Consider the following 24,272-nt stretch of genomic DNA (forward strand, 5'->3'; position numbering starts at 1 on the left):
CTCGATCCCCAAGGCACAGGCAGGTCCTCCCCGCCCATGACTGAACACTGTCAGCCATCTCCCCAGTCCAAGCTGTCAGTTATGTCCCCGGTCCGGACCCCCTTCCGGGGACCGCGCCTCACCCTGGCGTCTGGCCGCCCTGCGTGTGTTGCGCTTCCGCGGCGGCGCGGGGCGTGCCTAATCTTCGATCATGTCCAAGCCACGCGTCGCCCTCTTCGTCACCTGTCTGGTCGATCTCTATCGTCCGACGGTCGGCTTTGCGGCGATCCGCCTGCTGGAATCCGCCGGGTGCCAGGTCGAGGTGCCGCAGGCCCAGACCTGCTGCGGCCAGCCGGCCTACAACAGCGGCGATCGCGCCACGGCGCGGGAGATCGCGCGCGGCGTCGTCGACGCGTTCAGGAACTACGACCATGTCGTCGCGCCGTCGGGGTCCTGCGGCGGGATGATCAGCCACCATTATCCGGCGCTGTTCGACGACGACCCGGAATATCGCGGCCGCGCCGAGGCGCTGGCCGCGAAGACGCATGAGCTGGTCTCCTTCCTGACCGACGTCATGGGCGTGACGTCGGTGGAAGCGGCGCATGCGGGCGTCGTCACCTATCACGACAGCTGCTCGGGCCTGCGGGAGCTCGGCGTGAAGGCGCAGCCGCGGGCGCTGCTCGCGACGGTGCGTGGCCTGACCTTGAAGGAGATGGCGGATCCCGAGATCTGCTGCGGCTTCGGCGGCACCTTTTGCGTGAAGTATCCCGAGATCTCGACCCGCATGGTCACCGACAAGGCCCGCGACATCCAGGCGACCGGCGCCGAGACGCTGCTTGCCGGGGATATGGGTTGCCTGCTCAACATGGCCGGACGGCTGAAGCGCGAGGGGGCCGCGATGCGCGTCCGCCATGTCGCGGAGGTGCTGGCCGGCATGGACGCCGAAACGCCTGGCATCGGGGATACAGGCCCCAGAGGAACAGCATGAACGCGCCGCTCGCCGCCCTGCCGCCGCTCGAGGCCGAGATCGCCAGCGAAGGCTTCCTGCGCCTGGATGGCGCGCGGGTGACCGCGCTGCTGGGCGACGCCGCGGCAGACCTGCCGGGTTTCATCGAGAGCTGGAACCGGCTGGAGACCGACGCGTTCATGCGCGATGGCGGCCGCTACCGCCGCCGCCGCATCGCCAATTTCGCCGCGAGCCCGGGTGTCGCCGGCCATGTGCGGGGCGAGCACCGGCCGCATTTCCAGGCGGTCGTGCACAACACGCTGAATGGCGGCGTCGATCGCTGGTTCGCGCCGATCGAGGATGCGGTCGGCGCCAATCCGGCGCTGACCGCGCTGCTCGATCTCGGCCGGGCGCTGGCCGACCGCGTCTCCGGCCCGCAGCACTGGTTCGTGGAGGCCCATCAGTTCCGCATCGAGGCGGCGGCCGGCGCGCCCGGCCTGCCGACCCCTGAGGGCGTGCACCAGGACGGCGTCGACCTCGTTATCATCGCCATGATCCGCCGCGCCAATCTCGTGGGTGGCGAGACCCTGGTCGAGGATCTGAACGGGCGCGAGCTGGCGCGCTTCACGCTGCGCCAGGCGCTGGACACCGCGATCCTGGATGATCGCCGTGTGCGGCATGGCGTCACCCCCGTGCAGCCGGAGGATGATGCGCTGCCCTCCGCCCGGGATGTGCTGGTGCTGACCTGGAAGCGGCATCCGGCGCCCTGACGCAACCTTCCCGCTTCGCTGCCGTTCCGCGCTGACAGAAAAGGGAGAAGCGAATGCGGCGCCCGATCATCGGCCTGATGGGCCTGGTGCTGTTCGCGCTGCCGGGAGCGGCGCAGACACCCCCCGATGCCGGCGGCCGCCAGCCGGGCCAGCCGGGCGCGCGCGATGACGGGCCGGCCGCCCAGGCGCCGCGCACCCAGAACCCGCAGGAGGTCAATCGCGGAACCGACGGCTCCGCGGCCGGCCACCAGCAGCCGGGCGCCACCGGCATCACGCCACAGGGCATGCTGGGCACCGCGACCGCGGGAGAGCGGCAGCCGCACGCTCAGCCCGGCGGTGATCCGCCACAAAGCAGTCCGCCCCCGCGTTAGGATTTTTCGGCCTCGGGTTTTCCGAGCGAGCCGGCTCGGCCGGCGGTGGCCGGTTCCCAAGGCACCATCGTGGGACCGTCCGCCAGAGGCTTGACGCCGCGACACTTTCTCACCAGTTCTCCGATTGACCGGGGCCGGGCATCCGCCTAGGCTTTGGTCGCTCAAGCGGTCACGTGCCGACACCTCCGTCGCCCGTTCCCGTCTCCCTCCTTCTTCTCGGGATGTCGCCGATGCCGAACCCGGCACACGGCGCAGCGCAGGCAGCAAGCCGCGCGCAGCAGGTCCCGGACCCTCACCCACTACTACCGGACTGGCTCACCCCATGCATCTCTCGGAACTCAAGGCGAAAAGCCCCGCGGACCTGCTCTCCTTCGCCGAGGAGCTGCAGATCGAGAACGCCTCGTCGCTGCGCAAGCAGGACATGATGTTCGCGATCCTGAAGCAGCTCGCGGAGAATGAGCAGGCGATCCACGGCGACGGCACGCTGGAGATCCTGCCCGACGGCTTCGGCTTCCTGCGCAGCCCGCAGGCCAACTTCCTGCCCGGCCCCGACGACATCTACGTCTCCCCCGCCCAGGTGCGCCGCTTCGGCCTGCGCACCGGCGACACGGTGGAAGGCCAGATCCGGGCGCCGAAGGACGGGGAACGGTACTTCGCGCTGCTCAAGGTCAACACCATCAATTTCGAGCCGCCCGAGAACCTGCGGCACCGCATCAACTTCGACAATCTGACGCCGCTCTATCCGACGCGCCGGCTGAAGATGGAGAATCCGGAGCTGGAGAAGGACACCTCCTCCAAGGGCCCGGCCAAGGACTACACCCACCGCGTCATCGACCTGGTCGCGCCGATTGGCATGGGCCAGCGCGCCCTGGTCGTGGCGCCGCCGCGCACCGGCAAGACCGTGATGCTGCAGAACATCGCCAAGTCGATCACCGCCAACCACCCCGATGTCTTCCTGATCGTGCTGCTGATCGATGAGCGGCCGGAGGAAGTGACCGACATGGCCCGCACCGTCAGGGGCGAGGTCGTGGCGTCCACCTTCGACGAGCCCGCGACGCGGCACGTGCAGGTGACGGAGATGGTGCTGGAGAAGGCCAAGCGCCTGGTCGAGCACAAGCGGGACGTGGTGATCCTGCTCGACAGCATCACCCGCCTCGGCCGCGCCTACAACAGCGTGGTGCCGTCCTCGGGCAAGGTGCTGACCGGCGGCGTGGACGCCAATGCCCTGCAGCGGCCGAAGCGCTTCTTCGGTGCGGCGCGCAACATCGAGGAGGGGGGCTCGCTGACCATCATCGCGACCGCCCTGATCGATACCGGCAGCCGCATGGACGAGGTGATCTTCGAAGAGTTCAAGGGCACCGGCAACAGCGAGCTGATCCTCGACCGCAAGCTCTCCGACAAGCGCGTCTTCCCGGCGATCGACATCACCAAGTCCGGCACCCGCAAGGAGGAGCTGCTGGTGGAGCGCGGGGCGCTGTCGAAGATGTGGGTCCTGCGCCGCATCCTGAACCCGATGGGCACCCAGGACGCGATGGAGTTCCTGCTCGACAAGCTGAAGTACAGCAAGACCAACCAGGACTTCTTCGATGCGATGAACACCTGACGGTGTTCCCGCATCCCCTTTGTCCTGGCACGCCTTCGGCGTGACGCGATGAACGCCTGACGGTGTTCCCGCATCCCCTTTGCCTTGGCACGCCACCGGCGTGACGCAATGAACACCTGACGGTGTTCCTTCGATCCTGAGCTCCCGGGAGCCTTGCGGCTCCCGGTTTTGCACCGAATGATGGGCCGGGCGCAGCGCCCCGACCGGCAGATAGGGCCAAGCCCGCTGCCCTGAGAATGCCCTGCGCTTCGCGTATTGCAGGGACCGCTATGCTCGACACCGACCCCGATTTCGCCCACGCGCTGGCCTTCGCGGCCCGCGCGCATGACGGCCAGACCCGCAAGGGTGCCGCCGGCGAGCCTTATGTGAACCACGTCATCGAGGTGGCGGAGATTCTCGTCGCCCACGGGGCTCCGCGGGAGGCGATCCTCGCCGCCTATCTGCACGACACCGTGGAGGACACCGCGGTCACGCCGGAGGAACTCGCTGCCGAATTCGGCGACGCCGTCGCCCGCATTGTGGCCGAGGTCACCGACGACAAGGCGCTGCCGAAGGAGGTCCGGAAAGGGCTTCAGATCAGCCACGCCCTGGTCTGCTCGGCGCCGGCCAAGCAACTCAAGCTCGCGGACAAGATCAGCAACCTGCGCGCCATCATCGACAGCCCGCCGGCCGCCTGGAACCACGCGCGGCGGGTCGAGTATGTCGGCTGGGCGGGACGGGTCGGGGCGGGGCTGAAGGGCGGGAACCCGGCGCTCGATGCGCTGTTCGACGCGACCTATCGCGCGGCGCTGTTGCGCCTCGCTGAAGAAGCCTGACGCCGGACGCCATCAGCGGGCCGGCGCGGTGGCGAAGCCGCGGAGGCAGCGGTGCACCAGCGGGATCACCGCGAAGACCATGCCGAAGACCATCTGCGGCACGATGACGAGGGTGACCTGCCAGGAGGGCAGGTCGTCCAGCACCGGCGCCCAGAGGTAGAGCAGGCCGGTGATCAGGGGGTAGGCGCCGACGCAGAGCGCCAGGGCGAAGCGAAAGCGTGTCATGGATTGCCTTATCTGAACGGTACGTTCCGTTTCCCCTTATGGAACGCTCCGTTCCGTCACGTCAAGCCCCATGCTATGATCGCGCCATGACAGATCGCCGCACCTCCATCGGCAATAGCCGCAACCCCGAGACCCATGCCGCGATCCTCGACGCCGCGCATGAGCTGCTGGCCGAGCACGGCTATGCCGGCGTGTCGATGGAGGCCGTCGCGCGCCGCGCCGGCGCCGGCAAGCCGACGCTCTATCGCTGGTGGCCGAGCAAGACCGCGCTGCTGATCGAGCTCTATGAGCGGGAGAAGACCCGCGCGCTCGCGGAGATCCCGGATCTCGGCTCCGCGCAGAAGGAGTTGGTGGCGCTGATCAAGGGCGTGCACCGCTTCTGGCGCAAGACGCCGGCCGGCCAGGCCTTTCGCAGCATCATCGCGGAGGCCCAGGCCGATGACGCGGCGCTGCGGTCGCTGCGCGACGAGTTCCTGCCGCGCGGCCGCGCCACCGCGACCGTCATTCTGGACCGCGCCCAGGCGCGTGGCGAGATCGCGCCGGATGCCGACCGGGAGCTGCTGCTTGATGTGCTGTTCGGCTTCTCCTGGTACCGGCTGCTGACGCACCGGCTGCGCGACGACACCGGCGCCGTCGAGCGCCTGGTTGCCGCGCTGCTGGCCGCGGCCAAGGCAGGCGGCTCGCTGGCGGGCGATTAGGCCGGCTTTGCCTCCCGCCCCACGCCGTCACGCTCGGCGGAGGCCGCCCGAGGCGCCTCCCCCGGCTCCTTCGGCGGCGGCGACGAAGCCGCGAGCCAGGTGAAGGCGAGCGCCGCCCAGAGCGTGGTGGTGGCGAGCCTGGTCGGTTCCATCGTTCAGCTCCGCCATTCGGCTCGGTCGGACAGCGGCCGCAGCGCGGCATCGGCAGCCGCGAAGTCGCGGGCGGCCAGCGCCTCGCGCGCCTGCTTCAGCGCCACCACCGCGCGGCCGCCAGGCGCCGAGCGGTCCTCGCCGGCCCGTGCCATCCGGAGATTGAGCAGCATGGTCTCGGCCCGCTCCAGGGCATCGTTCGCGGCACCCGGCCGGCGGGCGGCGATCGCGGCGCGGGCGGCCTCGATATGATCACGGACATCGCCACGCTCGGCCGCCACCCGCGCACGCCTGGTCCCGACCGGTGGCGGCGCCGGCGTCTTGATCCCCGGCGTCGGTGCCTGCGCGGCGGCGGGCAAGGCGGCCAGGATCCAGCCGGCGGCGAGCAGCATCAGCGGACGGCGGGTGGGAACGGGCTGCATGGCATGACCTCCTGCGGCGACGGGCCGGATGAGAGCACCCCGTCGTCACGCCGCGATGTCCCGCGCGCAACGGAGTGCAACGCATGACGCCGGCCCGACCGCGATGCAGGATGCTTTCGACCAGCGCCCCGGAGTGACCAGCCTTGATGGACAATCGCCTTCCCAGCGTCGCCGCTCTCGAGCGGGCGGCGCTGACCGCCATACCCGCGCCGCGCATCGCCTTCGACGGACCCTTCGTGCTGCGCGCCTTCCGCGGCGGCACCGGCCGCGCCAATGCGGTCAGCGCCCTCGATCCCGCGCCCGACCCCGACATGCCGGCCCGCATCGCAAGGATCGAGGCGCTCTACGCAGCACAAGGAATCCCGCTGCGCTTCCGCTCGACGCCCCTCGATCCCGCCGGGCTCGATCCCTTCCTGCGCGACCGCGGCTACAGCGAAAAGGACGAGACGGTCATCCTGGCCAGCGCGATCGATGCGATCGCCCGCCCCGATCCCGCGGTCACCGTGCTCGATGCGCCCTCCGCCGGCTGGATGGCCGTGATCGCGACCGCCGAGTACCAGACCGAGGCGCGCCGGGCCGAGAAGCTGGAAAGCGCGCCGCTGCTGCTCGCGAAGGGCGGCTGGCTGCTGCTGCGGGAGGACGGCGTGGACGCCGCCTCGGCCGCGCTGGTGGTGGATGGCGATCTCGCCGGCGCCTTCGACTTGGCCGTGCGCCCGGAATTCCGCCGCCGCGGCCTCGCCCGCCGCATTCTCGGCGCCGGCGCCGCCTGGGCGGCGGCGCAGGGGGCACGCTGGCTCTACGCGCAGGTGGCGGCGGCGAATACCGCCTCCCGCGCGACCTTCGAAGGGCTCGGCTTCCGGGAGGCCTATCGGTACCGCTACCTAGAGCAGATCGCCGGAGGGCGGAATCGCCCGGAGGCGTGAATCTGCTCGTCAAAACAAGGGCTCGTCCAGCCCGGCGCAAACCTGCCGGAGATGGCGTTCGCGCGGTAGCGGCCGGATCCGGGCCTCAGGGCAGCAGCACGGTGCTGCCCGTTGTCTGCCGCGCTTCGAGCGCCCGGTGCGCCTCGGCGGCGTCCTTCAGGGGGAAGTGCTGGTTGATCTGGAGCTTCACGGCGCCGCTGGTCACCGCCTGGAACAGGTCCTCGGCCGAGGCGACCAGGTCCTCGCGCTTGGCGGTATAGGTCGCGAGCGTCGGGCGGGTCAGGAACAGGGACCCCTTGGCGGCCAGGATGCCGATATCGACCGGCGGCACCGGACCCGAAGCATTGCCGTAGCTGACCATCATGCCGAGCGGCGCCAGGCTGTCGAGCGAGGGGATGAAGGTGTCCTTGCCGACGCTGTCATAGACCACCGGCACCATGGCGCCTCCGGTGATCGCCTTGACGCGGGCCGGGATGTCCTCGCCCGAGAGGATGATGTGCGCCGCGCCATGCGCGCGCGCCAGTTCGGCCTTGGCCTCGGTCCCGACGACGCCGATGACGGTGGCGCCCAGCGACGCGGCCCATTGGCAGAGGATCAGCCCGACGCCGCCGGCCGCGGCATGCAGCAGGATCGTCTCGCCCTTCTTCACGGGATAGGTGCGGCGGATCAGGTACTGCGCCGTCATCCCCTGCAGCATCATGGCCGCGCCCTGCTCATAGCTGAGCGCGTCCGGCAGCTTCACCAGGCGATCGGCCTTGAGGGTGCGGCGCTCCGCATAGGCGCCGATCGGGCCGGTCGCATAGGCGACGCGATCGCCGACCGCGACTTCCGTGACGCCGTCGCCCACCGCTTCCACCATACCGGCGGCTTCCATGCCGATGGTCGCCGGCATCGACGGCGCCTTGTAGAGGCCGGTGCGGAAATAGACGTCGATGTAGTTCAGCCCGACCGCCTGATGGCGGATCAGCGCCTCGCCGGGCTTGGGCGCCGGGACGGGCACCTCCTCCCACAGCATCTTCTCGGGGCCGCCATTCTCATGGATGCGGATCGCATGGTTCATCGAGGGCAGTCCCTTTCCTGGTGGCCCCTGCTTCCAGGGCCAGAAGAACGCGCTTGGTAGCCGGGCCCTCGGCGCCGGAATAGCCGCCCAGCGCGCCGTTGCTCCCGGTGATGCGATGGCACGGGATGATGATCGGGATCGGGTTGTCGCCGCAGGCCTGCCCGACGGCCCGCGGGGCGGAGCCAAGCAGCTTCGCCACGTCCCCGTAGGTCCGGGTCTCGCCGGCGGGGATAGCACGCATGGCCGCCCAGACGCGCTGGCGGAATTCGGAGCCGTAGGGCGCCAGCGGCAGATCGAAGCCGGTGCGGGCACCGTCGAAATAATCGTGGAGCTGCGCGCGCGCCGCCCGCAGGAGGGGCGTTTCGGTCTGGTCGCGACCACGGCCCCAGTCGAGGGCGACGATGGCGCCATCCTCCTCGGACACCGTGATCTCGCCGAGGGGGGTCATGAGCGAGAGCTGGGGCATGCGAGGCGGATGGGAAACCGGGAGAAACATGTCGTCAAGTCGGACGGTCGAGCAGCCCCGCGAGGGACGCGGGGTCGGTGACCGGCAGGGCGCAGGTCCCGTGCCGGCAGACATAGGCCGCAGGCGAGCCATCCAGCATGCCTTTGCCATGCGCCGGATGCGTAGCGGGCAGGGCGCCGGAGGCGCGCAGCACCGCCAGCGCCGGGTCGGGATGCGTGAGCGCCGTGGCGAGCAGGGCCTGGGTCGCGGGATGCGTCTCCGGGCCTGCGACCACGACAGCGGCGCCTTCGGTCAGCAGGTCGGCCGCCGCCAGCAGGCCCGGCATGGCAGCCAGCGCCTGATGGCCGGCGAAGGCGCCGATGCTGCGCTCCGCCGCCTCCCGCCAGCGGGGCTCGCCGGTCAGGTGGAACAGGCGGGCCTCGACCTCGGCCTGGATGCCGTTGCCGGCGGGCGTCGCATTGTCGGCAGCGGTCAGGCCGCGGACCAGGATGTCCCCGGCATCATCGGCGGAGGTGAAGTGGCCACCCTCCGGGGCTGCGAAATGGCGATGCGTGGCCTCGGCCCAGGCGATCGCCTGGGCAAGGTAGGCGGCGCCGCCCGTCGCCTCATGCAGCGCCAGGGCCGCCCGGGCCATGGCGGCCTGGTCCTCGAGCAGGCCGGGCGCGGTGACACGGCCGGCGCGCCAGGCATGGTGCAGGCGGCCATCCGGCGCGGCGTGGTGGCGAAGGATCGCGGCGAAGGCGCGTTCGGCGAGTACCAGCCAGTCCGGCCGCCCGAAGACCCCGGCGGCGCGGGCGAGGGCCGCGATCATCAACCCGTTCCAGTCGGCCAGCACCTTGTCGTCGCGGCCGGGCGCCACGCGCCTGGCGCGGGCCGCGAAAAGCGTCGCGCGGCAGGCATCGAGCCGGGCCTCCTCCGCGGGGCTCAGCGGCGCCGGGTGGCCGCGGCGGTTGAGGATGGTCTTGTGTTCCCAGTTGCCCTCCTCCGTCACGTCATAGACGCGGGCGAAGAGGGCGGCGTCCTCCGGGGGCAGCAGGGCATCGATCTCGGGTTTGGACCAGACATAGAACCGGCCTTCCTCGCCCTCCGTGTCGGCATCCTCCGTGGCGGCGAAGGCGCCGTCCTCGGCCAGCATCTCGCGGGCCAGCCAATCGACGGTCTGGGCGGCGCGGTCGGCATAGAGCGGGTCGGGCGCCGCAGCATGGGCGAGCGCCAGCAGCTCCAGGATCTGGGCGTTGTCGTAGAGCATCTTCTCGAAATGCGGCGCCAGCCAGATGGCGTCCGTCGAGTAGCGGGCATAGCCGCCGCCGAGATGATCGTAGATCCCGCCCTGCGACATCTTCCGCAGCAACAGGTGCGTCACCTCGGCGCAGGCCGGCTGTTGCAGGCGGAAGCCCATCTGCCAGAGGAAGCGGAAGATCGGCGGGTTGGGGAATTTCGGCGCCCCGGCGAGCCCCCCCTCCTCCGCATCGGTCGCCCTGACAAGGCCGAGCGCCACCTGGCTGAGCTGCGCCGCGGTCGGCAGCGGTCCTGGCGTCGCGGCCGCCATCTTCGCCAGCCCCCCTTTCAGGGCGGCGACGTTCTGCGCGACCTTGGCGCCGTCCTGCCGGAAGGCTTCGGCGACGCCGGACAGCACCTGCCGGAAGGAGGGGCGGCCCCAGCGGGGCTCCGGCGGGAAATAGGTGCCGCCCCAGAAAGGCTCGGCCTCGGGCGTCAGGAACATGGTCAACGGCCAGCCGCCCTGTTCGCCCAGCATGTGCAAGGCGTTCATGTAGAGGGCGTCGATATCCGGCCGCTCCTCCCGGTCCAGCTTGATGTTGACGTAGAGCGCGTTCATCAGCGCCGCCGTCTCCGCATCCTCGAAGCTTTCATGGGCCATGACGTGGCACCAGTGGCAGGCGGCATAGCCGACCGAGAGCAGGATCGGCTTGCCGGCGGACCGCGCCTCGGCCAGCGCCGCCTCGCCCCAGGGGCGCCAATGGACCGGGTTTCCGGCATGCTGCTGCAGATAGGGCGAGGACGCGTGGCGGAGCAGGTTTTCCGGCGGCAGGGTGGTCATGGTGAAGGGCTCCTCTGGCCGCTGTCCGGGGTCACGGCTACATGGGTCCGGCGCTTGCCTGGAGCAGGGTCGCTTCAAGCTGAAGCGACCCTGCTCCAGGCAGTTTGTTGGATCGCGTGATGCACGCTTTTCAGCGATTCCGCCTCTAGCGATCACGCCCTATCGTAACCGGAGCCGCCGCCCGTGACCGATCCTGCCGACCCGCCGCCCTATTTCCGGGCGCATGTCTTCGTCTGCTGCAACCGTCGCCCCGACGGACACCGCCGGGGAAGCTGCGCGGCCGCGGGGAGCGAGGCCTTGCGGGACTACATGAAGGCGCGCGCGAAGGAACTCGGGCTTCGGGATGTGCGGGTGAACATGGCCGGATGCCTCGATCGCTGCGAGTTCGGGCCGACCATGGTGATCTACCCGGACGGCGTCTGGTACGGGGTGAAGACGCGGGAGGATGTCGAGGCGGTGTTGCAGGCGCATCTGATCGAGGGCGGGCGGGTCCGACACCTGATGCTGACCGAGGCCCATCAGCCACCGGCGAAGACATGATGGTGAGGCTCCCCATCACTGTTTCACGTGAAACACGGCCGTGACCGCTACCGACACCATCTTCGCCCTGGCGAGCGGCGCTGGGCGGGCCGCCGTCGCAGTGCTGCGCATCTCCGGCCCCGCCACGGGGCCGATCCTGACGGCGCTCGCCGGCCCCCTGCCGACGCCGCGCTTCGCGAGCCTCCGCCGGCTGCGCATGCCGGACAGCGAGGAGATTCTGGACCGTGCCCTGCTGCTCTGGTTCCCCACCCCCCGCTCCTACACCGGGGAGGATGCGGCGGAGCTGCAGCTCCATGGAGGGCCGGCGGTGATCGCAGGCGTCGCAGAGTCGCTGGTCGCCCTCGGCGCCCGGCCGGCCGAGCCCGGCGAGTTCACCCGCCGCGCCTTCCTCAACGGCCGCATGGACCTGACCGAGGCCGAGGGCATCGCTGATCTCGTCGCGGCGGAGACCGCCGGGCAGCGGCGCCAGGCCCTCGCCCAGGTCGAAGGGGCGCTGGCCGCCCGCGTCGCCGGCTGGAGCCATGGCTGCGCCCGGCTGCTGGCCCACCAGGAAGCTGCCATCGAATTCGCCGATGACGACCTGCCGACGGACCTGTCCAGCCGCGCCCGCGTCGGTGCCGCGTCCTTGCGGGCGGAGCTGGAGAAGCACCTGGCCGATGGCGGCCGTGGCGAGCGGCTTCGGGACGGCCTCTCCATCGCCATCCTCGGCGCGCCGAATGCCGGGAAATCCTCGCTGCTGAACGCGCTGGCGGGGCGGGACGCGGCGATCGTCTCGGCCCGCGCCGGCACCACGCGCGATGTGGTGGAGGTGCGGCTCGACCTCGCCGGCATCCCCGTGATCCTCGCCGACACCGCCGGGTTGCGGGAGGCGGCCGAGGATATCGAGGCCGAGGGCATCCGCCGGGCGCTCGCCCGCGCCGAGGCCGCCGATCTCAGGCTCGCCATCTTCGCCGGCGACCAGCCGCCGGATGCGGCGACCCTGGCGCTGCTCGGCCCGGACACCCTCGCCATCGCCAGCAAGGCCGACCTGGCGCCGAGCCCCCTGCCCGACGCCCTGCCGGTCAGCGCCGCCACCGGCCAGGGCATGGAGGCGCTCCGCGCCCGCCTGACCGAGGCCGCCGTCGCGCGTGCCGGCGGCGAGGCCCTGCTGACCCGCCCGCGCCACCGCGCCGCGCTGACCGAAGCCGCCCGCTGGCTGGCGGAGGCCGAGCAGGCCCCCCTGCCAGAGCTCACCGCGGAGGCGCTCCGCGCCGCGGTACGGGCGCTCGGCCGGCTCTCCGGCCGCGTCGGGGTCGAGGAGATCCTCGACATCGTCTTCCGGGACTTCTGCATCGGGAAATAGGCCGGTACGATGCGTTTCCGGCAGCCCTGATCCTGGCAAGGATCAAGGCCGCTGGTATAAGCCCCGCCATGGAGAGCCTGTCATTCGACGTGGTGGTGGTCGGCGGCGGCCATGCTGGCTGCGAGGCCGCGGCCGCGGCCGCGCGCTGCGGCGCGCGCACCCTGCTGCTGACCCATCGCCTGGACACCATCGGCGCCATGTCCTGCAACCCCGCCATCGGCGGCGTCGGCAAGGGCCACCTGGTGCGGGAGATCGACGCGCTGGATGGGGTGATGGCGCGCGCGGCGGATGCCGCCGCCATCCATGTGAAGATGCTGAACGCCTCCAAGGGACCCGCGGTGCGCGGCCCGCGCGCCCAGGCCGATCGCCGCCTCTACCGGGAGGCGATGCGGGCGCTGCTGGAGGCACAGCCTGGCCTCGACCTGCTCGAAGGCGCCGCCGAGAACATCGCGCTCGGCCCGGATGGCGGCATCGCCGCCGTCATCACCGGCGACGGCCAGCGCATCGCCTGCGGGGCGCTGATCGTCACCACCGGCACCTTCCTGCGCGGCGAGATCCATATCGGAGACCGGCGCATTCCCGCCGGCCGGGTCGGCGATGCGCCGGCGATTGGCCTCGCCCTGGCCTTCGAGCGCGCCGGCCTGCCGCTGGCCCGCCTCAAGACCGGCACGCCGCCACGCCTCGACGGCCGCACCATCGACTGGGCGGCGCTGGAAGCGCAGCCCGGGGACGACCCGCCCGAGCCTCTCTCCTGGCTGACTGAGCGTATCACCAACCGCCAGGTCCATTGCGCGATCACCGCGACGACGCCCGCGACTCACGCCCTGATCCGCGCCAACCTGCACCAGAGCGCGGTCTATGGCGGGCGCATCCAGGGTGTCGGGCCGCGCTACTGCCCTTCGATCGAGGACAAGGTGGTCCGCTTCGCCGAGCGCGAGCGGCACCAGATCTTCCTGGAGCCGGAGGGGCTGGACGACGACACCGTCTACCCGAACGGCATCTCCACCTCCCTGCCGGAGGATGTGCAGGCGGCGATGATCGCCTCCATCCCCGGGCTGGAGCGGGCGGCGATCCTCCGCCCCGGCTATGCCATCGAATACGACCATGTCGATCCGCGCGCCCTGCACCCGACGCTTGAGCTGCGCGCCATCCCGCGCCTGTTCCTGGCGGGCCAGATCAACGGCACCACCGGCTATGAGGAGGCGGCCGCCCAGGGCCTGATGGCCGGCCTGAATGCCGCCCAGCGGGCCGGCGGCTCAGCACCCGACCGGGTCCTGACCCGCGCCGAAGCCTATATCGGCGTGCTGACCGACGATCTGACGCTCCAGGGTGTCTCCGAGCCCTACCGCATGCTGACGGCGCGCGCCGAGCACCGGCTGGCGCTCAGGGCTGACAATGCGGGGCTGCGCCTGACGGAGCGCGGCCGCGCCTGGGGCTGCGTCGGCCCCGAGCGCACCCGCCGTCATGCTGCCTTCGCCATGGTGCTGCGCGATGCCCTGGTCCGCGCCCGGTCCGAGACCGAGACCCCGGCGCGGCTCGCCGCCCTCGGCATTCCGATCAATCAGGACGGCAGGCGCCGGTCGGCGTTGGAGGTGCTGTCGCTCCCGGGCATCACGCCCGCGGAGGTCGCACGAGCCTTTTCCTGGATCGCCGAGCTCTCCCCCGCCATCCGCACCCAGCTCGAGGCCGAGGCGCTCTATGCCCCCTATCTGGAGCGGCAGGAGGCCGAGTTGCGCCTGCTGGCCCGGGAGGAGCGCACCCCGATCCCCGACGGTCTCGACTTCGCGATCATTCCTGGCCTCTCTAACGAAATGCGCCAGCGCCTGACCCGGGCCCGACCGGCCACCCTCGGCAGTGCCGGCCGCGTGCCCGGCATCACTCCGGCCGCGATGGCAGCGCTCGCGGTCCATCTCCGCCGCGCCGCGCCTGGGTGTTTCACGTGAAACAGCCCGACGGGGCGATCCGGACCCGGCTGGACGCCTTTCGCGACCTGCTGCTCACCTGGAATGCCCGCATCAACCTGATCGCCCCGGCCGATGTGGCGCAGGTGGAGCAGCGGCACATCGCTGACAGCCTGCAATTGCTTCCCCTGCTGCCGGAAGCCGGTCCGATGGGCGATCTCGGCTCCGGCGGCGGGTTGCCGGCCCTGGTGCTGGCCGCCGCCGAGCCGGATCGCGAGTGGCACCTGGTCGAGTCCGATCGGCGCAAATGCGCCTTCCTGATCGAAGCCGCGCGCGTCATGGACCTCCCCGCCATCCGCATCCACGCCACCCGCATCGAGGACGCCGCCCTGCCGCCGCTCTCCGGTCTCACCGCCCGCGCCCTGGCTCCCCTAGCAAAACTCCTGCCGCATGCGGCGCGCCTGCTCGCGCCCGGCGGGATCGCCATCTTCCCCAAAGGCCGCAACGCCGAGGCCGAGTTGACCGAGGCCATCAGGGACTGGACTATGACCATCGAGCGGCACCCGAGTCGCACCGATCCCACCGCCGCCATCCTCCGCCTCAGCGAGATCCGCCGTGCCGCGCCCTGACCACGGCCAGCCCCGCATCATCGCCCTCGCCAACCAGAAGGGCGGCGTCGGCAAGACCACCAGCGCCATCAACCTCGCCGCGGCGCTGGCCGCCGACAGGCGCGTGCTGCTGATCGACCTCGACCCGCAGGGCAACGCCTCCACCGGCCTCGGCATCGCTCGCCACGAACGCGGTGCCGGCACGTATGCCGCGCTGATCGGCGACAAGCCGCTCGCCGAGCTCACCCGCCCGACGGCGATCCCGAACCTCACCCTGCTTCCGGCCGACACCGACCTCGCCGGCGCCGAGGTGGAACTCGCCGGCATCGACAACCGGGAGCGCCGACTGGCCGATACCCTGGCTGCCGCCGGCGATGTCCTCAACGGGCAGGACTATATCTTCATCGACTGCCCGCCCTCGCTCGGCCTCTTGACGCTGAACGCGCTGGTCGCGGCCCAATCCGTGCTGGTGCCGCTGCAATGCGAGTTCTTCGCGCTCGAAGGCGTCAGCCAGATCACCCGCACGGTCGAGCGCGTGGCCCGCGGCCTGAATGCCGGTCTCACCCTCGATGGCATCGTGCTGACCATGTATGACCGCCGGAACAACCTGTCGGAACTGGTCGCCGCCGATGTCCGCGCCTTCTTCGGCGCCAAGGTCTTCGATACGGTGATCCCCCGCAACATCCGCATCAGCGAAGCGCCGTCCCACGGCATGCCGGTGCTGCTCTATGACTTCCGCTCGCCCGGCGCCCAAGCCTATCTGGCGCTCGCCGCCGAATTCCTGAAGCGCGAACGCGCCCGTAAGAGGACCGCCGCATGAGCGGAAAGAAACCGACCCGCCTCGGCATGGGCCTCTCGGCCCTCATGGGCGAAGCAAGCGCGCCCGCCGCCGTGGTGCCACGCGCCCTGCCGATCGAGGCGCTGGAGCCGGGCCCCTTCCAGCCACGCGGCCCGATCGACCAGCCGCAGCTCGAGGAGCTCGCCGCCTCCATCCGGGAGCATGGCATCCTGCAGCCGATCCTGGTGCGGCCCAAGCCGCGCACCCCGAACGCCTTCCAGATCATCGGCGGCGAGCGCCGCTGGCGCGCCGCGCAGCTCGCCCGGCTGCACGAGGTCCCGGTGGTCATCCGCGACTTCGATGACCGCACCGCCATGGCCGCCGGCCTGGTCGAGAACCTCCAGCGCGAGGACCTCAACGCCGTCGAGGAAGCCGAAGGTTATTCCCGCCTCATCGACCAGTTCGGCCTCACCCAGGATGCGCTCGGCAAGGCGGTCGGCAAGTCGCGCAGCCATGTCGCCAATACGCTGCGCCTGCTCAACCTGCCGGGCCATGTCCGCGACCTGCTGCGCGATGGCCATCTCAGCGCCGGCCATGCCCGGGCCTTGCTGACTGCCAAGGAGCCGGAAAAACTCGCCAACCAGATCGTCGCCCGCGGCCTCAATGTCCGTCAGGCGGAGGCGCTGGCCGCCGATCGACCGCCCCCTGCCCCGTCCGAACCCGCTGCCCGCGGCAAGGATGCCGATATCGCAGCGCTCGAACGGAGCCTGAGCGAGCGCCTCGGCCTCCGCGTGACGATCGCGCAGGGCGCCAAGGGCGGCGCGGTGACCATCGCCTATCGCGACCTCGACCAGCTCGACAGCCTGCTGCGCCTGCTGATGCCGGAGGCGTAAAGGGCGCCGACTGGCCGTAGGCCGTCACCAGTTCCTGCGGCGGCGAGGCGTAGCCGATGCCCCGAGGCCGCGAATGCGGCCCGCGCGCGACCAACCGCCACGCCGGGCGCGCACCTGACCGCGCGCAAGCCAAGCACGCGGATGCGTGCGCCGGCGCCTGAGGACGATGAAAACTCCGGCGCCGGCGTCTGAGGTCAATAAATTAATACACTATGCTGGCGCAGGAACCCGAGCAGCGGGAAGAGCGGCAGCCCCAGGATCGCCGAATGGTCGCCCTCGACCTTGGTGAAGAGCTGCACGCCCGGTCCTTCCAGCCGATAGCCACCGACCGAGGCCAGCAGCCTCTCCCCCTCCAGAGCCAGGTAGTCCTCCAGGAAGGCTTCCGAGAACTCCCGCATGGTCAGGCGGGAGATGGTGATGTCGTGCCAGACCCGCTCGCCGCCGCGCCAGGCGACGGTGCCGCTGACCAGCTCATGGCGCTTGCCACGCAAGGCCAGAAGCTGGGTCCGGGCCGCCGCCAGGTCCGGCGGCTTGTCGAACCAGCGCCCCTCGCAGACCAGAAGCTGGTCGCCGCCGATCACCAGCGCCTCCGGCCGCCGGCGCGCCACGCGCTCCGCCTTGGCTTCGGCCAGGATGATCGCGGCATCCCCCGGCGAGATCGCCTCGGCCTGGCAGGCCTCCTTGATCGATGCCTCATCGACCGCGGCGGCCTCCACCTCGAAGCGCAGCCCCGCCCCTTCCAGCAAGGCGCGCCGCGACGCCGACCCGCTGGCCAGCACCAGCCCCGGCACCGCGGCCTGGATCACGAGGGGTGTCCCAGCACCGTGGCCGCGGGATCGGATGGCTCCGTCCGTGCCTCGGCCAGGTGCCGGCGCGCGTGCCAGGCCTCCATGAGCTGCAGCACCGTCGCCGCCGTCTCCTCGATGCTCCGGCGGGTCACGTCGATCACCGGCCAGCCGCGGGCGGTGCAGAGCCGGCGTGCGGCCACGATCTCGGACTTCACAGCTTCGTGATCTATGTAGTCATTGGCATCCTGCCGCACCCCGGCCGCGCCGATCAGCCGCAGCCGATGGCGGCGGATGTCGATCAGGGCGTTCACCTCGATATGCAGGCCGACCACCGGGCAGGGCGGGCTCTCGAGCTCCGGCGGCAAGGCCGCACCCGGCACGATCGGCACATTCGCCGCCTTGATGCCGCGATTCGCCAGGTAGAAGCAGGTCGGCGTCTTCGAGCTGCGGGAGACGCCAACCAGGCAGACATCGGCTTCCGCGATGCCCGCCGTCCCCTGGCCGTCATCATGGGACAGCACGTAGTGCATGGCGTCGATCCGCCGGAAATAGTCGGCGTCCATCACGTGCTGGGCCGCCCGCTTCTCCCGCGCCGTGGCGCCGATCGTGCTCTGCAGCAGGTCCATGACCCCGTCCAGCGGCGACAGGCAGGCGAGATTCAGCCGCGCGCAGGCCTCCTCCAGCGCGTGCCGCAGGCTGCGGTCCACCAGGGTGAACAGCACCGGCCCGGGCTCGTGCTCGATGCCTTCCAGGACGCGGTCGAGTTGCAGGCGGGATCGCACCAAGCTCCAGCGATGATGGATGACCCTGATGTCCTCGAAACGGGCGAGCGTCGCCCGCGCAATGGAATTCAGCGTCTCCCCGGTCGAATCCGAGACCAGGTGCAGGTTGACGGTCCTGTGGGGCATCGTGTGGATAACGCCGGGTGCGGGTTGGGGTCAGCGGGCACAAGAAGGCCGCATCCCTGGCAGGGGATGCAAGTCGGGGATAGCGACATCGCGACCGAGGTCCTATGGGCGCTTTGGGACGAAACGCGCGCCGATGGCGGATGAATCGCTTTGCGCCAGATTCCAAGGGCTTCCTCGGGGCGGCCGGCCTGTGGATGCCGCTGTGCAAAACTATGGCACGACATGCGTCCCCATCATCCACACCCCCTACTGCCACTTCCTCCTTTTCTAAGAATCTAATCTGAGTGAAGGGAGGGGCATGGATGCTTCGACCCTGTCGCCCAAGCCCCTGCTCCGTGCCCTCAAGGGGGACGCCATCTGGCCGCCGCCGCTCTGGCTGATGCGCCAGGCCGGGCGCCACCTGCCGGAATACCGTGCGCTCCGGGCGCAGGCCGGCGACTTCCTTGCCCTCTGCACCAATCCCGGCCTGGCCGCGGAGGTCACGCTGCAGCCGGTCCGCCGCTACGGCATGGACGGTGCCATCCTGTTCTCGGACATCCTGATCGTGCCCTGGGCTCTAGGTCAGGGGCTTCGCTACGCCGAGGGCGAGGGCCCGGTCCTGGACCCGTTGCGCGACGCCGCGGCGATCGGGCGGCTGGATCCGGCCCGCCTCCTGGACGGCGCGGCGCCGATCTTCGAGACGGTCCGGCAGGTGCGCGCGGCCCTCGCCGCGGAGGCGCCGAAGACGACCCTCATCGGCTTCGCCGGCGGCGTCTTCACCGTCGCCTGCTACATGGTCGAAGGCCACGGCTCAAAGGACTATGCCGCGGCGCGCGGCATGGCCTATGCCGATCCTGCCCTGTTCGGCCGGCTGATCCGCATCCTGGTCGATGCGACGGCGGAATACCTGATCGCGCAGGCCGATGCCGGCGCCGAGGCGCTGATGCTGTTCGACAGTTGGGCCGGGATGCTCTCGCCCTCCCAGTTCCGGCGCTGGGTCATCGAACCGACGGCCGCGATCCTCCGCCTGATCCGCAAGCGCCACCCGGCCATTCCGGTGATCGGCTTCCCGCGCCTGGCCGGCCCGATGCTCACCGAATACGCCGCCCGGGCGGGGGTCCGCACGGTCGCCATGGACACCGGCATGGACCCGCGCTGGGCCGCCCAGGCGATCGGGCGGGAGATCACCCTGCAGGGCAACCTCGACCCCCTGGCGCTGCTCGCCGGCGGCATGGCGCTGGAGGTGGAGGCGCGGTCGATCCTGGCGGCGATGCGCGGCCGGCCCTTCGTGTTCAACCTGGGCCACGGCATCCTGCCGCCGACGCCGCCGGAGCACGTGGCGGCCCTGGTGCGGCTGGTGCGGGCGGGATAGCGCCCCCACCTTCCCCAGCACGGCACCAAGTCAGGCAGGTCAAGGAGCCTCCAGGCTCCTTGCGGGTGGGTCCGGGAGGGCAGCGCCCTCCCGGTGCGCTACACTTTCAGCCAGAGCGCATCCTTCAGCTTCTTGCCCACGAACTCCGCGTGCCGCGCCAGCACCTCCTCCGGCACGATGATCGGCCGTGGCGTGCGCACCACCGCGACCTCGCCGGCGGCCAGCACCGGCACGGCGCGTTCCACGGCCAGCGTCAGCCCCGGCTGCCGCCCACCCATCAGCTCCAGATAGACCTGAGCCAGAAGCTGCACGTCGAGCAACGCGTTGTGCGAGGTGCGCATGGAGTTGTCGATGCCGAGCCGGCGGCACAGCGCGTCCAGGCTGTTCGGCATGCCGGGAAAGCGCTTCTTGGCGATTTCCAGGGTATCGACCATGCGCGTGCGCGGCAGCGCGGGGCGGCCGCAGCGCGCAAGCTCCGCGTCGAGCATCGCGAAGTCGAAGCCGGCATTGTGGGCGATGATCGGATCATCGCCGAGGAAGGCCTCCAGCTCCGCCAGGATCGCCGCGAATTTCGGCTTCCCCTCCACATGGATGCTGGTGAAGCCGTGGATGCGGGACGCCTCGGCGGGAATGTCCCGCTCGGGGTCGATGACGCGATGGAAATGGCGGCCGGTCGGCATCAGGTTGAAGATCTCGATCGCCGCCACCTCCAGCACGCGATGGCCGTCGCGCGGGTCGAGGCCGGTGGTCTCGGTGTCCAGCACCAATTGCCGTGTCATGCACGATAGCTCCGTACCAGGCGGCGGATCGCGGCCTGGGCGAAATGGCGGGAAAGACCCGAATACACCACGTGATCCGCGCGTCGCCGCTTCTGCGCGTCCGGCATCTGCCGCGCCAGGATGGCGGCCAGACGCGCCTCGGTCATGCCTTTGCGCCGCAAAACCCGCCAGCGCTGCATTGACGCGGGCGCGCTGACGACGACGACGGCGTCGGTGCGGCCTTCGCCCCGCGTCTCGTAGAGCAGGGGGATGTCGAGCACGACCAGCCGCTCGCCGCGCCGCCGGGCCGCGGCGAGGAAGCGCCGCTCCTCGTCGCGGACCAGCGGATGCATGATGCGCTCCAGCCTGACCATCGCCGCGTCATTGCCGATGACGGCATGGCGCAGGGCTTCGCGCACAACCCGCCCATCCCGCACCGTGCCCGGAAAGGCCTGCGCCACCGGCTTGACGGCACGGCCGCCCTTCCCTTGCAGCGCGTGCACGGCGGCATCCGCGTCGAAGACCGGCACGTGCAGCCGGCGGAAGGTGTTGGCGGCGGTGGATTTCCCCATGCCGATGCCGCCGGTCAGGCCGATCACCTTCATGTGGTGCGGTCGATGGCCGTGGCGCCGGTTGGCCCGGAGGTCTGGACCGGCCGCACGGACCCATTCGGGCCAAGGCCGCGCGGGATGTCGTGCGCGACGAAAGCACGCAGCTCCGCATCCACCTGCGGCGCCACGCCGAACCAGGCCTCGAAGCCCGGCCGCGCCTGGTGCAGCAGCATGCCGAGCCCGTCCACCGCCCTGAGCCCGCGCGCCCTCGCGGCAGCGAGCAGCGGCGTCTCCAGCGGCACATAGACGATGTCGGCGACCACCGCCGCGGCTGGCAGCGGTGCCAGGTCGATGGCGAGTGCGGCATGGCCCGCCATGCCGAGCGAGGTGGTGTTCACCAGCAATGCCGCGCCCTCGAGCGGCGGCGCCGCCGCGACATCGACGGCACCGCCGAGCGTCCGCGCCAGCGCCTCTGCGTGTGCGGGCGTGCGGTTGACCAGGGTCACGCGCGGGCAGCCGGCATCGAGCAACACGGCGGCGATCGCGCGCGCAGCGCCTCCGGCCCCCATCAGCACGGCTGGCCCCGCCTCCGGCCGCCAGCCCGGCGCCTGTTCGCGGATGCTTTCCAGGAAGCCGAAGCCGTCGGTATTGGCGCCGTGGATCGCGCCATCGCGGAACACCAGCGTGTTCACGGCGCCGGCGCGGCGCGCACTGGCATCCACGACATCGCAGACCTCGAAGCCCGCGAGCTTGTGCGGGATGGTCACATTGGCACCGCGGAAGCCGAGATCGGCGAGCGCGCGCACCCCGGCCGCGAACCGGTCCGGTGCCACCGGCAGCGGCAGGTAGGCGCCGTCGATGCCGTGCCTGCGCAGCCAGAACCCGTGCAGCCGCGGGGAGCGGGAATGCGCCACGGGGAAGCCCAGCACGCCGGCAAGACGCGCCGATCCGGAGAGGGTCGTCATGCTTCTCTCAAGCGCCGCAGCCCGCGTCGCGTCAAGCCGTCACCGGCGCCCGCTGGCCGATCCCCGCGAGCGGCCCGACCATGCGCTCCAGCAACGGCACCACCTCCCCCGCGAAACGCGCGATGGAGCGCAGCGCCTGCGGGGTACGCGACCCGCCGACCTGGAACTGCAACAGGTAGTGGCAGGGATCCGCGGCGCGGATCTCCTCCGCCAGCCGCGCCGCGACATGCGCGGCCGGGCCGACCAGCATGTGCCGCGCCATCTCGGCCAGCGTCGGCTCCCCGGCCCAGGGCTTCTCCACCAGCATCGCGCCGGCCAGCGCCTGCTCGCGAAAGCGCAGGCTCTGTGACAGGCGGATCTGGAAGCGCGTTTGCTCGAGGAAGGCGTCCGCTTCGTCGCTGTCGTCGGTGACGCAGCAGGGACGCAGCGCCGCGAACCGCATCCCCTGGGGATCGCGGCCTTCGGCGCGCCAGCTCTCGGCGATCCGCGCGCGGGCAGCGGCCAGCAGCGCCGCGCTGTAGTGGCGCGGCGTCACCATCACGGCATGCCCGCGCCGCGCCGCGACCCGGTGCAGCGCCGGATTGTCGCCGGCGATCCAGATATCCGGCACGCCCTGCGGCGGGCGCGGCGCGATATGGGTCTCCGGCAACACGTAGTGCGGGCCGGCATGCGTGAAGCAGTCGCCCGCGAAGGCGGCGTCCAGCATGTCCATGAACTCGACCAGCTTCGCCACGCTGTCGTCGAGCGGTTCGGCGAAGCGTTCGAACTCATAGGGCTGGTAGCCGCTGCCGAGGCCGAGCACGAGGCGCCCATGGGTCAGCGCATCCGCCATGCCGATCTCCGAGAGCAGCCGGGCGGGATTGTAGAGCGGCGCGATGACGACGCCGGAGGCCAGCCGGATGCGCTGGGTTTCCCCGGCGCAGCGCGCCACCATCATCAGCGGCGAGGGGCAGACGCAGTAGTTCGAGAAATGATGCTCCGCGAACCAGGCGGTGGCGAAGCCGGCCTCCTCCGCCGCCTGCACCTGGGCGACCGCGGCGTCATAGATCGCGGCCGTGGCCGTCCCGGGCTCGCGATAGCCCATCAGGCAGAACAGCCCGAACTCCATGGCGCGGTCCTCCGGTTCGTTGGACCGGATTATCGCGCGCCAGGCGCTGCGCCGCTACTCCGCCGGCGCGAGCTGGCGTGTTTCCGGGGCTTCCGCCCAAAGCTCCGGCCGCAGCTCCTCCCGCCGGTTCGGGAAGAGCAGCGCGCAGAGCAGCGTCACGGCGCCGACGCCTGCCAGGACCAGCATGGTGGCGGCGAGGCTGCCGGTGCTGCCGTGCATGAAGGCGATCAGCGGCGATGCCAGGGCGGCGCCCAGGAAGCCGACGGTGAAGCGGATGGAATAGAGCTTGGCCCGCAGCGCCGGGGGAACGTAGCGGGCGGTCATCGTCTCGTTCACCGTCACCTGGCCGAAGATCGCGGCGGCGGCGAGGCCGGCCACCGGCAGCACCAGCCAGCCCTGCAGGAAGGACAGTGCGATCAGCGCCGGCACCAGCACCAGCGCCAGCGGCAGAAAGACCGATTTCAGGGTGTTGCGGTCGATCAGCCGGCCCACGGTGAATTGCGTCAGCCCGCCGCAGATGGTTGCCAGGAAGGCCAGCAGCCCGACCACCGGCAGCAGATCCGGCGCGGAGGCCAGCCGTTCCTCCATCAGCTTCGGGATCAGGATCGTGAAGGCGTTGAACACCAGGCCGGAGACCGTCGCGATCGCCAGCAGCACGCCGACGGCCCGGCGCACCACGGCGCGCGGGATCTCCGGGAAGGGCTTTCCGCGCCGCGCCTGCCCGGCATAGTCGAAGGCGGGCTCGCGCAGCCAGAGCAGGCCGATCGCGGCGCAGAGCAGGCCCGGGATGATGAAGGCCCAGCGCCAGCCCATGCCGCCGGCGACGAAAGCGGTGACGATCGGCGCCGTCGCCACGCCGAAATTGCCGAAGACGCCGTTGATGCCCATGGCGCGGCCGACGCGATCCCCCGCCGCCTCCACCAGCATCGCCGTCCCAACCGGGTGGTAGATCGCAGCGAATGCGCCCATCAGCCCAAGGGCCGCGCCCAGCATCAGGGGCCCGGTCGCGAAGCCCGCCGCCGCCATCGACAGGCCGGTGCCGAGGAAGAAGGCCGCCATCAGCGCCCGTCGCCCGAGCTTTTCCTGCAGCCAGCCCATCGGCAGTGCGCCCAGGCCATAGACCACGAACATGGTGGTGCCGAGGGCCACGATCGGCCCGTAATCATTCCCGAACAGCGCCGGCTCCTGCACGACAATGCCGAGCACCGCGGTCGCCAGGATCAGCAGGCAGTAATGGGTGAAGCTGTGGGCAGCATTGACGAACCACACCTGGCGGGTCGCACGGGACATTGGC

General features: G+C 71.0%; 27 protein-coding genes. 14 read left to right on the plus strand and 13 right to left on the minus strand.

Annotation, left to right across the window (positions count from 1 at the left end):
• The first annotated feature begins 190 nt into the window (after positions 1-190).
• From GXW71_RS27090 to GXW71_RS27110, 5 genes are all read left to right on the plus strand, one after another.
• Positions 191-967, plus strand: coding sequence for a (Fe-S)-binding protein (locus GXW71_RS27090; protein WP_211855829.1), 777 nt, complete (start codon positions 191-193; stop codon positions 965-967).
• Positions 964-1,695 carry a 2OG-Fe dioxygenase family protein gene (locus GXW71_RS27095; RefSeq protein WP_211855830.1) on the plus strand — a complete coding sequence of 244 codons (732 nt, stop codon included), beginning with the start codon at positions 964-966 and terminating at the stop codon, positions 1,693-1,695. The genes GXW71_RS27090 and GXW71_RS27095 overlap by 4 nt, the downstream gene beginning before the upstream one ends.
• A gap of 53 nt (positions 1,696-1,748) precedes the next feature.
• The gene (locus tag GXW71_RS27100; protein ID WP_211855831.1) at positions 1,749-2,066 is read left to right on the plus strand and encodes a hypothetical protein; all 318 of its coding nucleotides are present in this window, start codon (positions 1,749-1,751) and stop codon (positions 2,064-2,066) included.
• 322 nt (positions 2,067-2,388) lie between these two features.
• Positions 2,389-3,669, plus strand: coding sequence for a transcription termination factor Rho (gene rho, locus GXW71_RS27105; protein ID WP_211855832.1), 1,281 nt, complete (start codon positions 2,389-2,391; stop codon positions 3,667-3,669).
• Between the two features lie 269 nt (positions 3,670-3,938).
• Positions 3,939-4,484, plus strand: coding sequence for an HD domain-containing protein (locus tag GXW71_RS27110; RefSeq protein WP_246526931.1), 546 nt, complete (start codon positions 3,939-3,941; stop codon positions 4,482-4,484).
• A gap of 12 nt (positions 4,485-4,496) precedes the next feature.
• Here the strand turns inward: GXW71_RS27110 and GXW71_RS27115 are convergent, their stop codons facing one another.
• Entirely contained in the window at positions 4,497-4,709 is a 213-nt protein-coding gene (locus tag GXW71_RS27115) for a hypothetical protein (protein WP_211855834.1), read from the minus strand.
• 86 nt (positions 4,710-4,795) lie between these two features.
• Here GXW71_RS27115 and GXW71_RS27120 point away from each other — a divergent pair, with 86 nt between their 5' ends.
• Positions 4,796-5,407 carry a TetR/AcrR family transcriptional regulator gene (locus GXW71_RS27120; RefSeq protein WP_211855835.1) on the plus strand — a complete coding sequence of 204 codons (612 nt, stop codon included), beginning with the start codon at positions 4,796-4,798 and terminating at the stop codon, positions 5,405-5,407.
• Here the strand turns inward: GXW71_RS27120 and GXW71_RS27125 are convergent.
• Together GXW71_RS27125 and GXW71_RS27130 are read right to left on the minus strand one after the other, a co-directional pair.
• On the minus strand, positions 5,404-5,559 hold the full coding sequence (locus GXW71_RS27125; protein WP_211855836.1) for a hypothetical protein: 156 nt from the start codon (positions 5,557-5,559) through the stop codon (positions 5,404-5,406). The two genes, GXW71_RS27120 and GXW71_RS27125, sit on opposite strands and share 4 nt — an antisense overlap.
• Before the next feature lie 3 nt (positions 5,560-5,562).
• Positions 5,563-5,979, minus strand: coding sequence for a hypothetical protein (locus GXW71_RS27130; RefSeq protein WP_211855837.1), 417 nt, complete (start codon positions 5,977-5,979; stop codon positions 5,563-5,565).
• 146 nt (positions 5,980-6,125) lie between these two features.
• On the opposite strand from GXW71_RS27130, the gene GXW71_RS27135 reads away from it, so the two are divergent.
• Positions 6,126-6,902, plus strand: a complete 777-nt coding sequence (locus tag GXW71_RS27135) for a GNAT family N-acetyltransferase (RefSeq protein ID WP_211855838.1) — start codon at positions 6,126-6,128, stop codon at positions 6,900-6,902.
• An 85-nt stretch (positions 6,903-6,987) separates the two neighbouring features.
• Here the strand turns inward: GXW71_RS27135 and GXW71_RS27140 are convergent, their stop codons facing one another.
• The 3 genes from GXW71_RS27140 to GXW71_RS27150 are packed head-to-tail and all read right to left on the minus strand — an operon-like array spanning position 6,988 to position 10,487.
• Positions 6,988-7,962 (minus strand): quinone oxidoreductase family protein, encoded by a 975-nt coding sequence (locus tag GXW71_RS27140; RefSeq protein WP_211855839.1) that lies wholly within the window; start codon positions 7,960-7,962, stop codon positions 6,988-6,990.
• Positions 7,937-8,428, minus strand: coding sequence for a methylated-DNA--[protein]-cysteine S-methyltransferase (locus tag GXW71_RS27145; protein ID WP_211855840.1), 492 nt, complete (start codon positions 8,426-8,428; stop codon positions 7,937-7,939). The genes GXW71_RS27140 and GXW71_RS27145 overlap by 26 nt, the downstream gene beginning before the upstream one ends.
• Before the next feature lie 34 nt (positions 8,429-8,462).
• Positions 8,463-10,487: a thioredoxin domain-containing protein gene (locus GXW71_RS27150; protein WP_211855841.1), complete on the minus strand. Its 2,025-nt coding sequence runs from the start codon at positions 10,485-10,487 to the stop codon at positions 8,463-8,465.
• A 183-nt stretch (positions 10,488-10,670) separates the two neighbouring features.
• Between GXW71_RS27150 and GXW71_RS27155 the strand changes: the two genes are divergently transcribed.
• The 6 genes from GXW71_RS27155 (at position 10,671) to GXW71_RS27180 (ending at position 16,549) form a co-directional block, all read left to right on the plus strand.
• The gene (locus tag GXW71_RS27155) at positions 10,671-11,027 is read left to right on the plus strand and encodes a (2Fe-2S) ferredoxin domain-containing protein (protein ID WP_211855842.1); all 357 of its coding nucleotides are present in this window, start codon (positions 10,671-10,673) and stop codon (positions 11,025-11,027) included.
• Between the two features lie 40 nt (positions 11,028-11,067).
• Complete coding sequence (gene mnmE / locus GXW71_RS27160) at positions 11,068-12,369, plus strand: tRNA uridine-5-carboxymethylaminomethyl(34) synthesis GTPase MnmE (RefSeq protein ID WP_211855843.1); 1,302 nt, start codon at positions 11,068-11,070, stop codon at positions 12,367-12,369.
• A 68-nt stretch (positions 12,370-12,437) separates the two neighbouring features.
• The gene (mnmG, locus tag GXW71_RS27165) at positions 12,438-14,312 is read left to right on the plus strand and encodes a tRNA uridine-5-carboxymethylaminomethyl(34) synthesis enzyme MnmG (RefSeq protein ID WP_211855844.1); all 1,875 of its coding nucleotides are present in this window, start codon (positions 12,438-12,440) and stop codon (positions 14,310-14,312) included.
• Positions 14,309-14,899 carry a 16S rRNA (guanine(527)-N(7))-methyltransferase RsmG gene (rsmG, locus tag GXW71_RS27170; protein WP_367617380.1) on the plus strand — a complete coding sequence of 197 codons (591 nt, stop codon included), beginning with the start codon at positions 14,309-14,311 and terminating at the stop codon, positions 14,897-14,899. Before mnmG ends, rsmG begins: the two co-directional genes overlap by 4 nt.
• Positions 14,886-15,698 carry a ParA family protein gene (locus GXW71_RS27175; RefSeq protein WP_211855846.1) on the plus strand — a complete coding sequence of 271 codons (813 nt, stop codon included), beginning with the start codon at positions 14,886-14,888 and terminating at the stop codon, positions 15,696-15,698. The genes rsmG and GXW71_RS27175 overlap by 14 nt, the downstream gene beginning before the upstream one ends.
• Positions 15,695-16,549 (plus strand): ParB/RepB/Spo0J family partition protein, encoded by an 855-nt coding sequence (locus tag GXW71_RS27180; protein WP_211855847.1) that lies wholly within the window; start codon positions 15,695-15,697, stop codon positions 16,547-16,549. The genes GXW71_RS27175 and GXW71_RS27180 overlap by 4 nt, the downstream gene beginning before the upstream one ends.
• Positions 16,550-16,743: 194 nt before the next feature.
• On the opposite strand, the gene GXW71_RS27185 is transcribed toward GXW71_RS27180, so the two are convergent.
• Entirely contained in the window at positions 16,744-17,355 is a 612-nt protein-coding gene (locus GXW71_RS27185; RefSeq protein ID WP_211855848.1) for a Maf family protein, read from the minus strand.
• Positions 17,352-18,245 carry a pyruvate, water dikinase regulatory protein gene (locus GXW71_RS27190; protein WP_211855849.1) on the minus strand — a complete coding sequence of 298 codons (894 nt, stop codon included), beginning with the start codon at positions 18,243-18,245 and terminating at the stop codon, positions 17,352-17,354. Before GXW71_RS27190 ends, GXW71_RS27185 begins: the two co-directional genes overlap by 4 nt.
• A gap of 298 nt (positions 18,246-18,543) precedes the next feature.
• On the opposite strand from GXW71_RS27190, the gene hemE reads away from it, so the two are divergent.
• A complete protein-coding gene (hemE, locus tag GXW71_RS27195) occupies positions 18,544-19,596 on the plus strand; it encodes a uroporphyrinogen decarboxylase (protein WP_211855850.1) in 1,053 nt (350 codons plus the stop codon).
• A 98-nt stretch (positions 19,597-19,694) separates the two neighbouring features.
• On the opposite strand, the gene dnaQ is transcribed toward hemE, so the two are convergent.
• From dnaQ to GXW71_RS27220, 5 genes are read right to left on the minus strand one after another with little or no spacing between them, the layout of a single operon-like run.
• Positions 19,695-20,375, minus strand: coding sequence for a DNA polymerase III subunit epsilon (gene dnaQ / locus GXW71_RS27200; RefSeq protein ID WP_211855851.1), 681 nt, complete (start codon positions 20,373-20,375; stop codon positions 19,695-19,697).
• Positions 20,372-20,959: a dephospho-CoA kinase gene (coaE, locus tag GXW71_RS27205; RefSeq protein WP_211855852.1), complete on the minus strand. Its 588-nt coding sequence runs from the start codon at positions 20,957-20,959 to the stop codon at positions 20,372-20,374. The genes dnaQ and coaE overlap by 4 nt, the downstream gene beginning before the upstream one ends.
• Positions 20,956-21,870, minus strand: coding sequence for a shikimate dehydrogenase (locus tag GXW71_RS27210; protein WP_211855853.1), 915 nt, complete (start codon positions 21,868-21,870; stop codon positions 20,956-20,958). The genes coaE and GXW71_RS27210 overlap by 4 nt, the downstream gene beginning before the upstream one ends.
• Positions 21,871-21,901: 31 nt before the next feature.
• A complete protein-coding gene (locus GXW71_RS27215; protein WP_211855854.1) occupies positions 21,902-22,978 on the minus strand; it encodes an LLM class flavin-dependent oxidoreductase in 1,077 nt (358 codons plus the stop codon).
• Between the two features lie 54 nt (positions 22,979-23,032).
• Positions 23,033-24,268: an MFS transporter gene (locus tag GXW71_RS27220; protein ID WP_211855855.1), complete on the minus strand. Its 1,236-nt coding sequence runs from the start codon at positions 24,266-24,268 to the stop codon at positions 23,033-23,035.
• Positions 24,269-24,272: the final 4 nt, after the last annotated feature.

The sequence above is a fragment of the Plastoroseomonas hellenica genome (genome assembly GCF_018129085.1).
GTDB lineage: Bacteria > Pseudomonadota > Alphaproteobacteria > Acetobacterales > Acetobacteraceae > Plastoroseomonas > Plastoroseomonas hellenica.

What these genes read in the sequence shown, in the direction of transcription:
- GXW71_RS27115 (WP_211855834.1), bottom strand. Translation starts at nt 4,709, where the DNA reads ATGACACGCTTTCGCTTCGCCCTGGCGCTCTGCGTCGGCGCCTACCCC.
- GXW71_RS27095 (WP_211855830.1), top strand. Translation starts at nt 964, where the DNA reads ATGAACGCGCCGCTCGCCGCCCTGCCGCCGCTCGAGGCCGAGATCGCC.
- GXW71_RS27120 (WP_211855835.1), top strand. Translation starts at nt 4,796, where the DNA reads ATGACAGATCGCCGCACCTCCATCGGCAATAGCCGCAACCCCGAGACC.
- GXW71_RS27100 (WP_211855831.1), top strand. Translation starts at nt 1,749, where the DNA reads ATGCGGCGCCCGATCATCGGCCTGATGGGCCTGGTGCTGTTCGCGCTG.
- GXW71_RS27215 (WP_211855854.1), bottom strand. Translation starts at nt 22,978, where the DNA reads ATGGAGTTCGGGCTGTTCTGCCTGATGGGCTATCGCGAGCCCGGGACG.
- GXW71_RS27180 (WP_211855847.1), top strand. Translation starts at nt 15,695, where the DNA reads ATGAGCGGAAAGAAACCGACCCGCCTCGGCATGGGCCTCTCGGCCCTC.
- hemE (WP_211855850.1), top strand. Translation starts at nt 18,544, where the DNA reads ATGGATGCTTCGACCCTGTCGCCCAAGCCCCTGCTCCGTGCCCTCAAG.
- rho (WP_211855832.1), top strand. Translation starts at nt 2,389, where the DNA reads ATGCATCTCTCGGAACTCAAGGCGAAAAGCCCCGCGGACCTGCTCTCC.
- dnaQ (WP_211855851.1), bottom strand. Translation starts at nt 20,375, where the DNA reads ATGACACGGCAATTGGTGCTGGACACCGAGACCACCGGCCTCGACCCG.
- GXW71_RS27135 (WP_211855838.1), top strand. Translation starts at nt 6,126, where the DNA reads ATGGACAATCGCCTTCCCAGCGTCGCCGCTCTCGAGCGGGCGGCGCTG.
- GXW71_RS27220 (WP_211855855.1), bottom strand. Translation starts at nt 24,268, where the DNA reads ATGTCCCGTGCGACCCGCCAGGTGTGGTTCGTCAATGCTGCCCACAGC.
- GXW71_RS27150 (WP_211855841.1), bottom strand. Translation starts at nt 10,487, where the DNA reads ATGACCACCCTGCCGCCGGAAAACCTGCTCCGCCACGCGTCCTCGCCC.
- GXW71_RS27110 (WP_246526931.1), top strand. Translation starts at nt 3,939, where the DNA reads ATGCTCGACACCGACCCCGATTTCGCCCACGCGCTGGCCTTCGCGGCC.
- coaE (WP_211855852.1), bottom strand. Translation starts at nt 20,959, where the DNA reads ATGAAGGTGATCGGCCTGACCGGCGGCATCGGCATGGGGAAATCCACC.
- GXW71_RS27145 (WP_211855840.1), bottom strand. Translation starts at nt 8,428, where the DNA reads ATGCCCCAGCTCTCGCTCATGACCCCCCTCGGCGAGATCACGGTGTCC.
- GXW71_RS27125 (WP_211855836.1), bottom strand. Translation starts at nt 5,559, where the DNA reads ATGGAACCGACCAGGCTCGCCACCACCACGCTCTGGGCGGCGCTCGCC.
- GXW71_RS27210 (WP_211855853.1), bottom strand. Translation starts at nt 21,870, where the DNA reads ATGACGACCCTCTCCGGATCGGCGCGTCTTGCCGGCGTGCTGGGCTTC.
- mnmG (WP_211855844.1), top strand. Translation starts at nt 12,438, where the DNA reads ATGGAGAGCCTGTCATTCGACGTGGTGGTGGTCGGCGGCGGCCATGCT.
- GXW71_RS27190 (WP_211855849.1), bottom strand. Translation starts at nt 18,245, where the DNA reads ATGCCCCACAGGACCGTCAACCTGCACCTGGTCTCGGATTCGACCGGG.
- GXW71_RS27090 (WP_211855829.1), top strand. Translation starts at nt 191, where the DNA reads ATGTCCAAGCCACGCGTCGCCCTCTTCGTCACCTGTCTGGTCGATCTC.
- GXW71_RS27140 (WP_211855839.1), bottom strand. Translation starts at nt 7,962, where the DNA reads ATGAACCATGCGATCCGCATCCATGAGAATGGCGGCCCCGAGAAGATG.
- GXW71_RS27130 (WP_211855837.1), bottom strand. Translation starts at nt 5,979, where the DNA reads ATGCAGCCCGTTCCCACCCGCCGTCCGCTGATGCTGCTCGCCGCCGGC.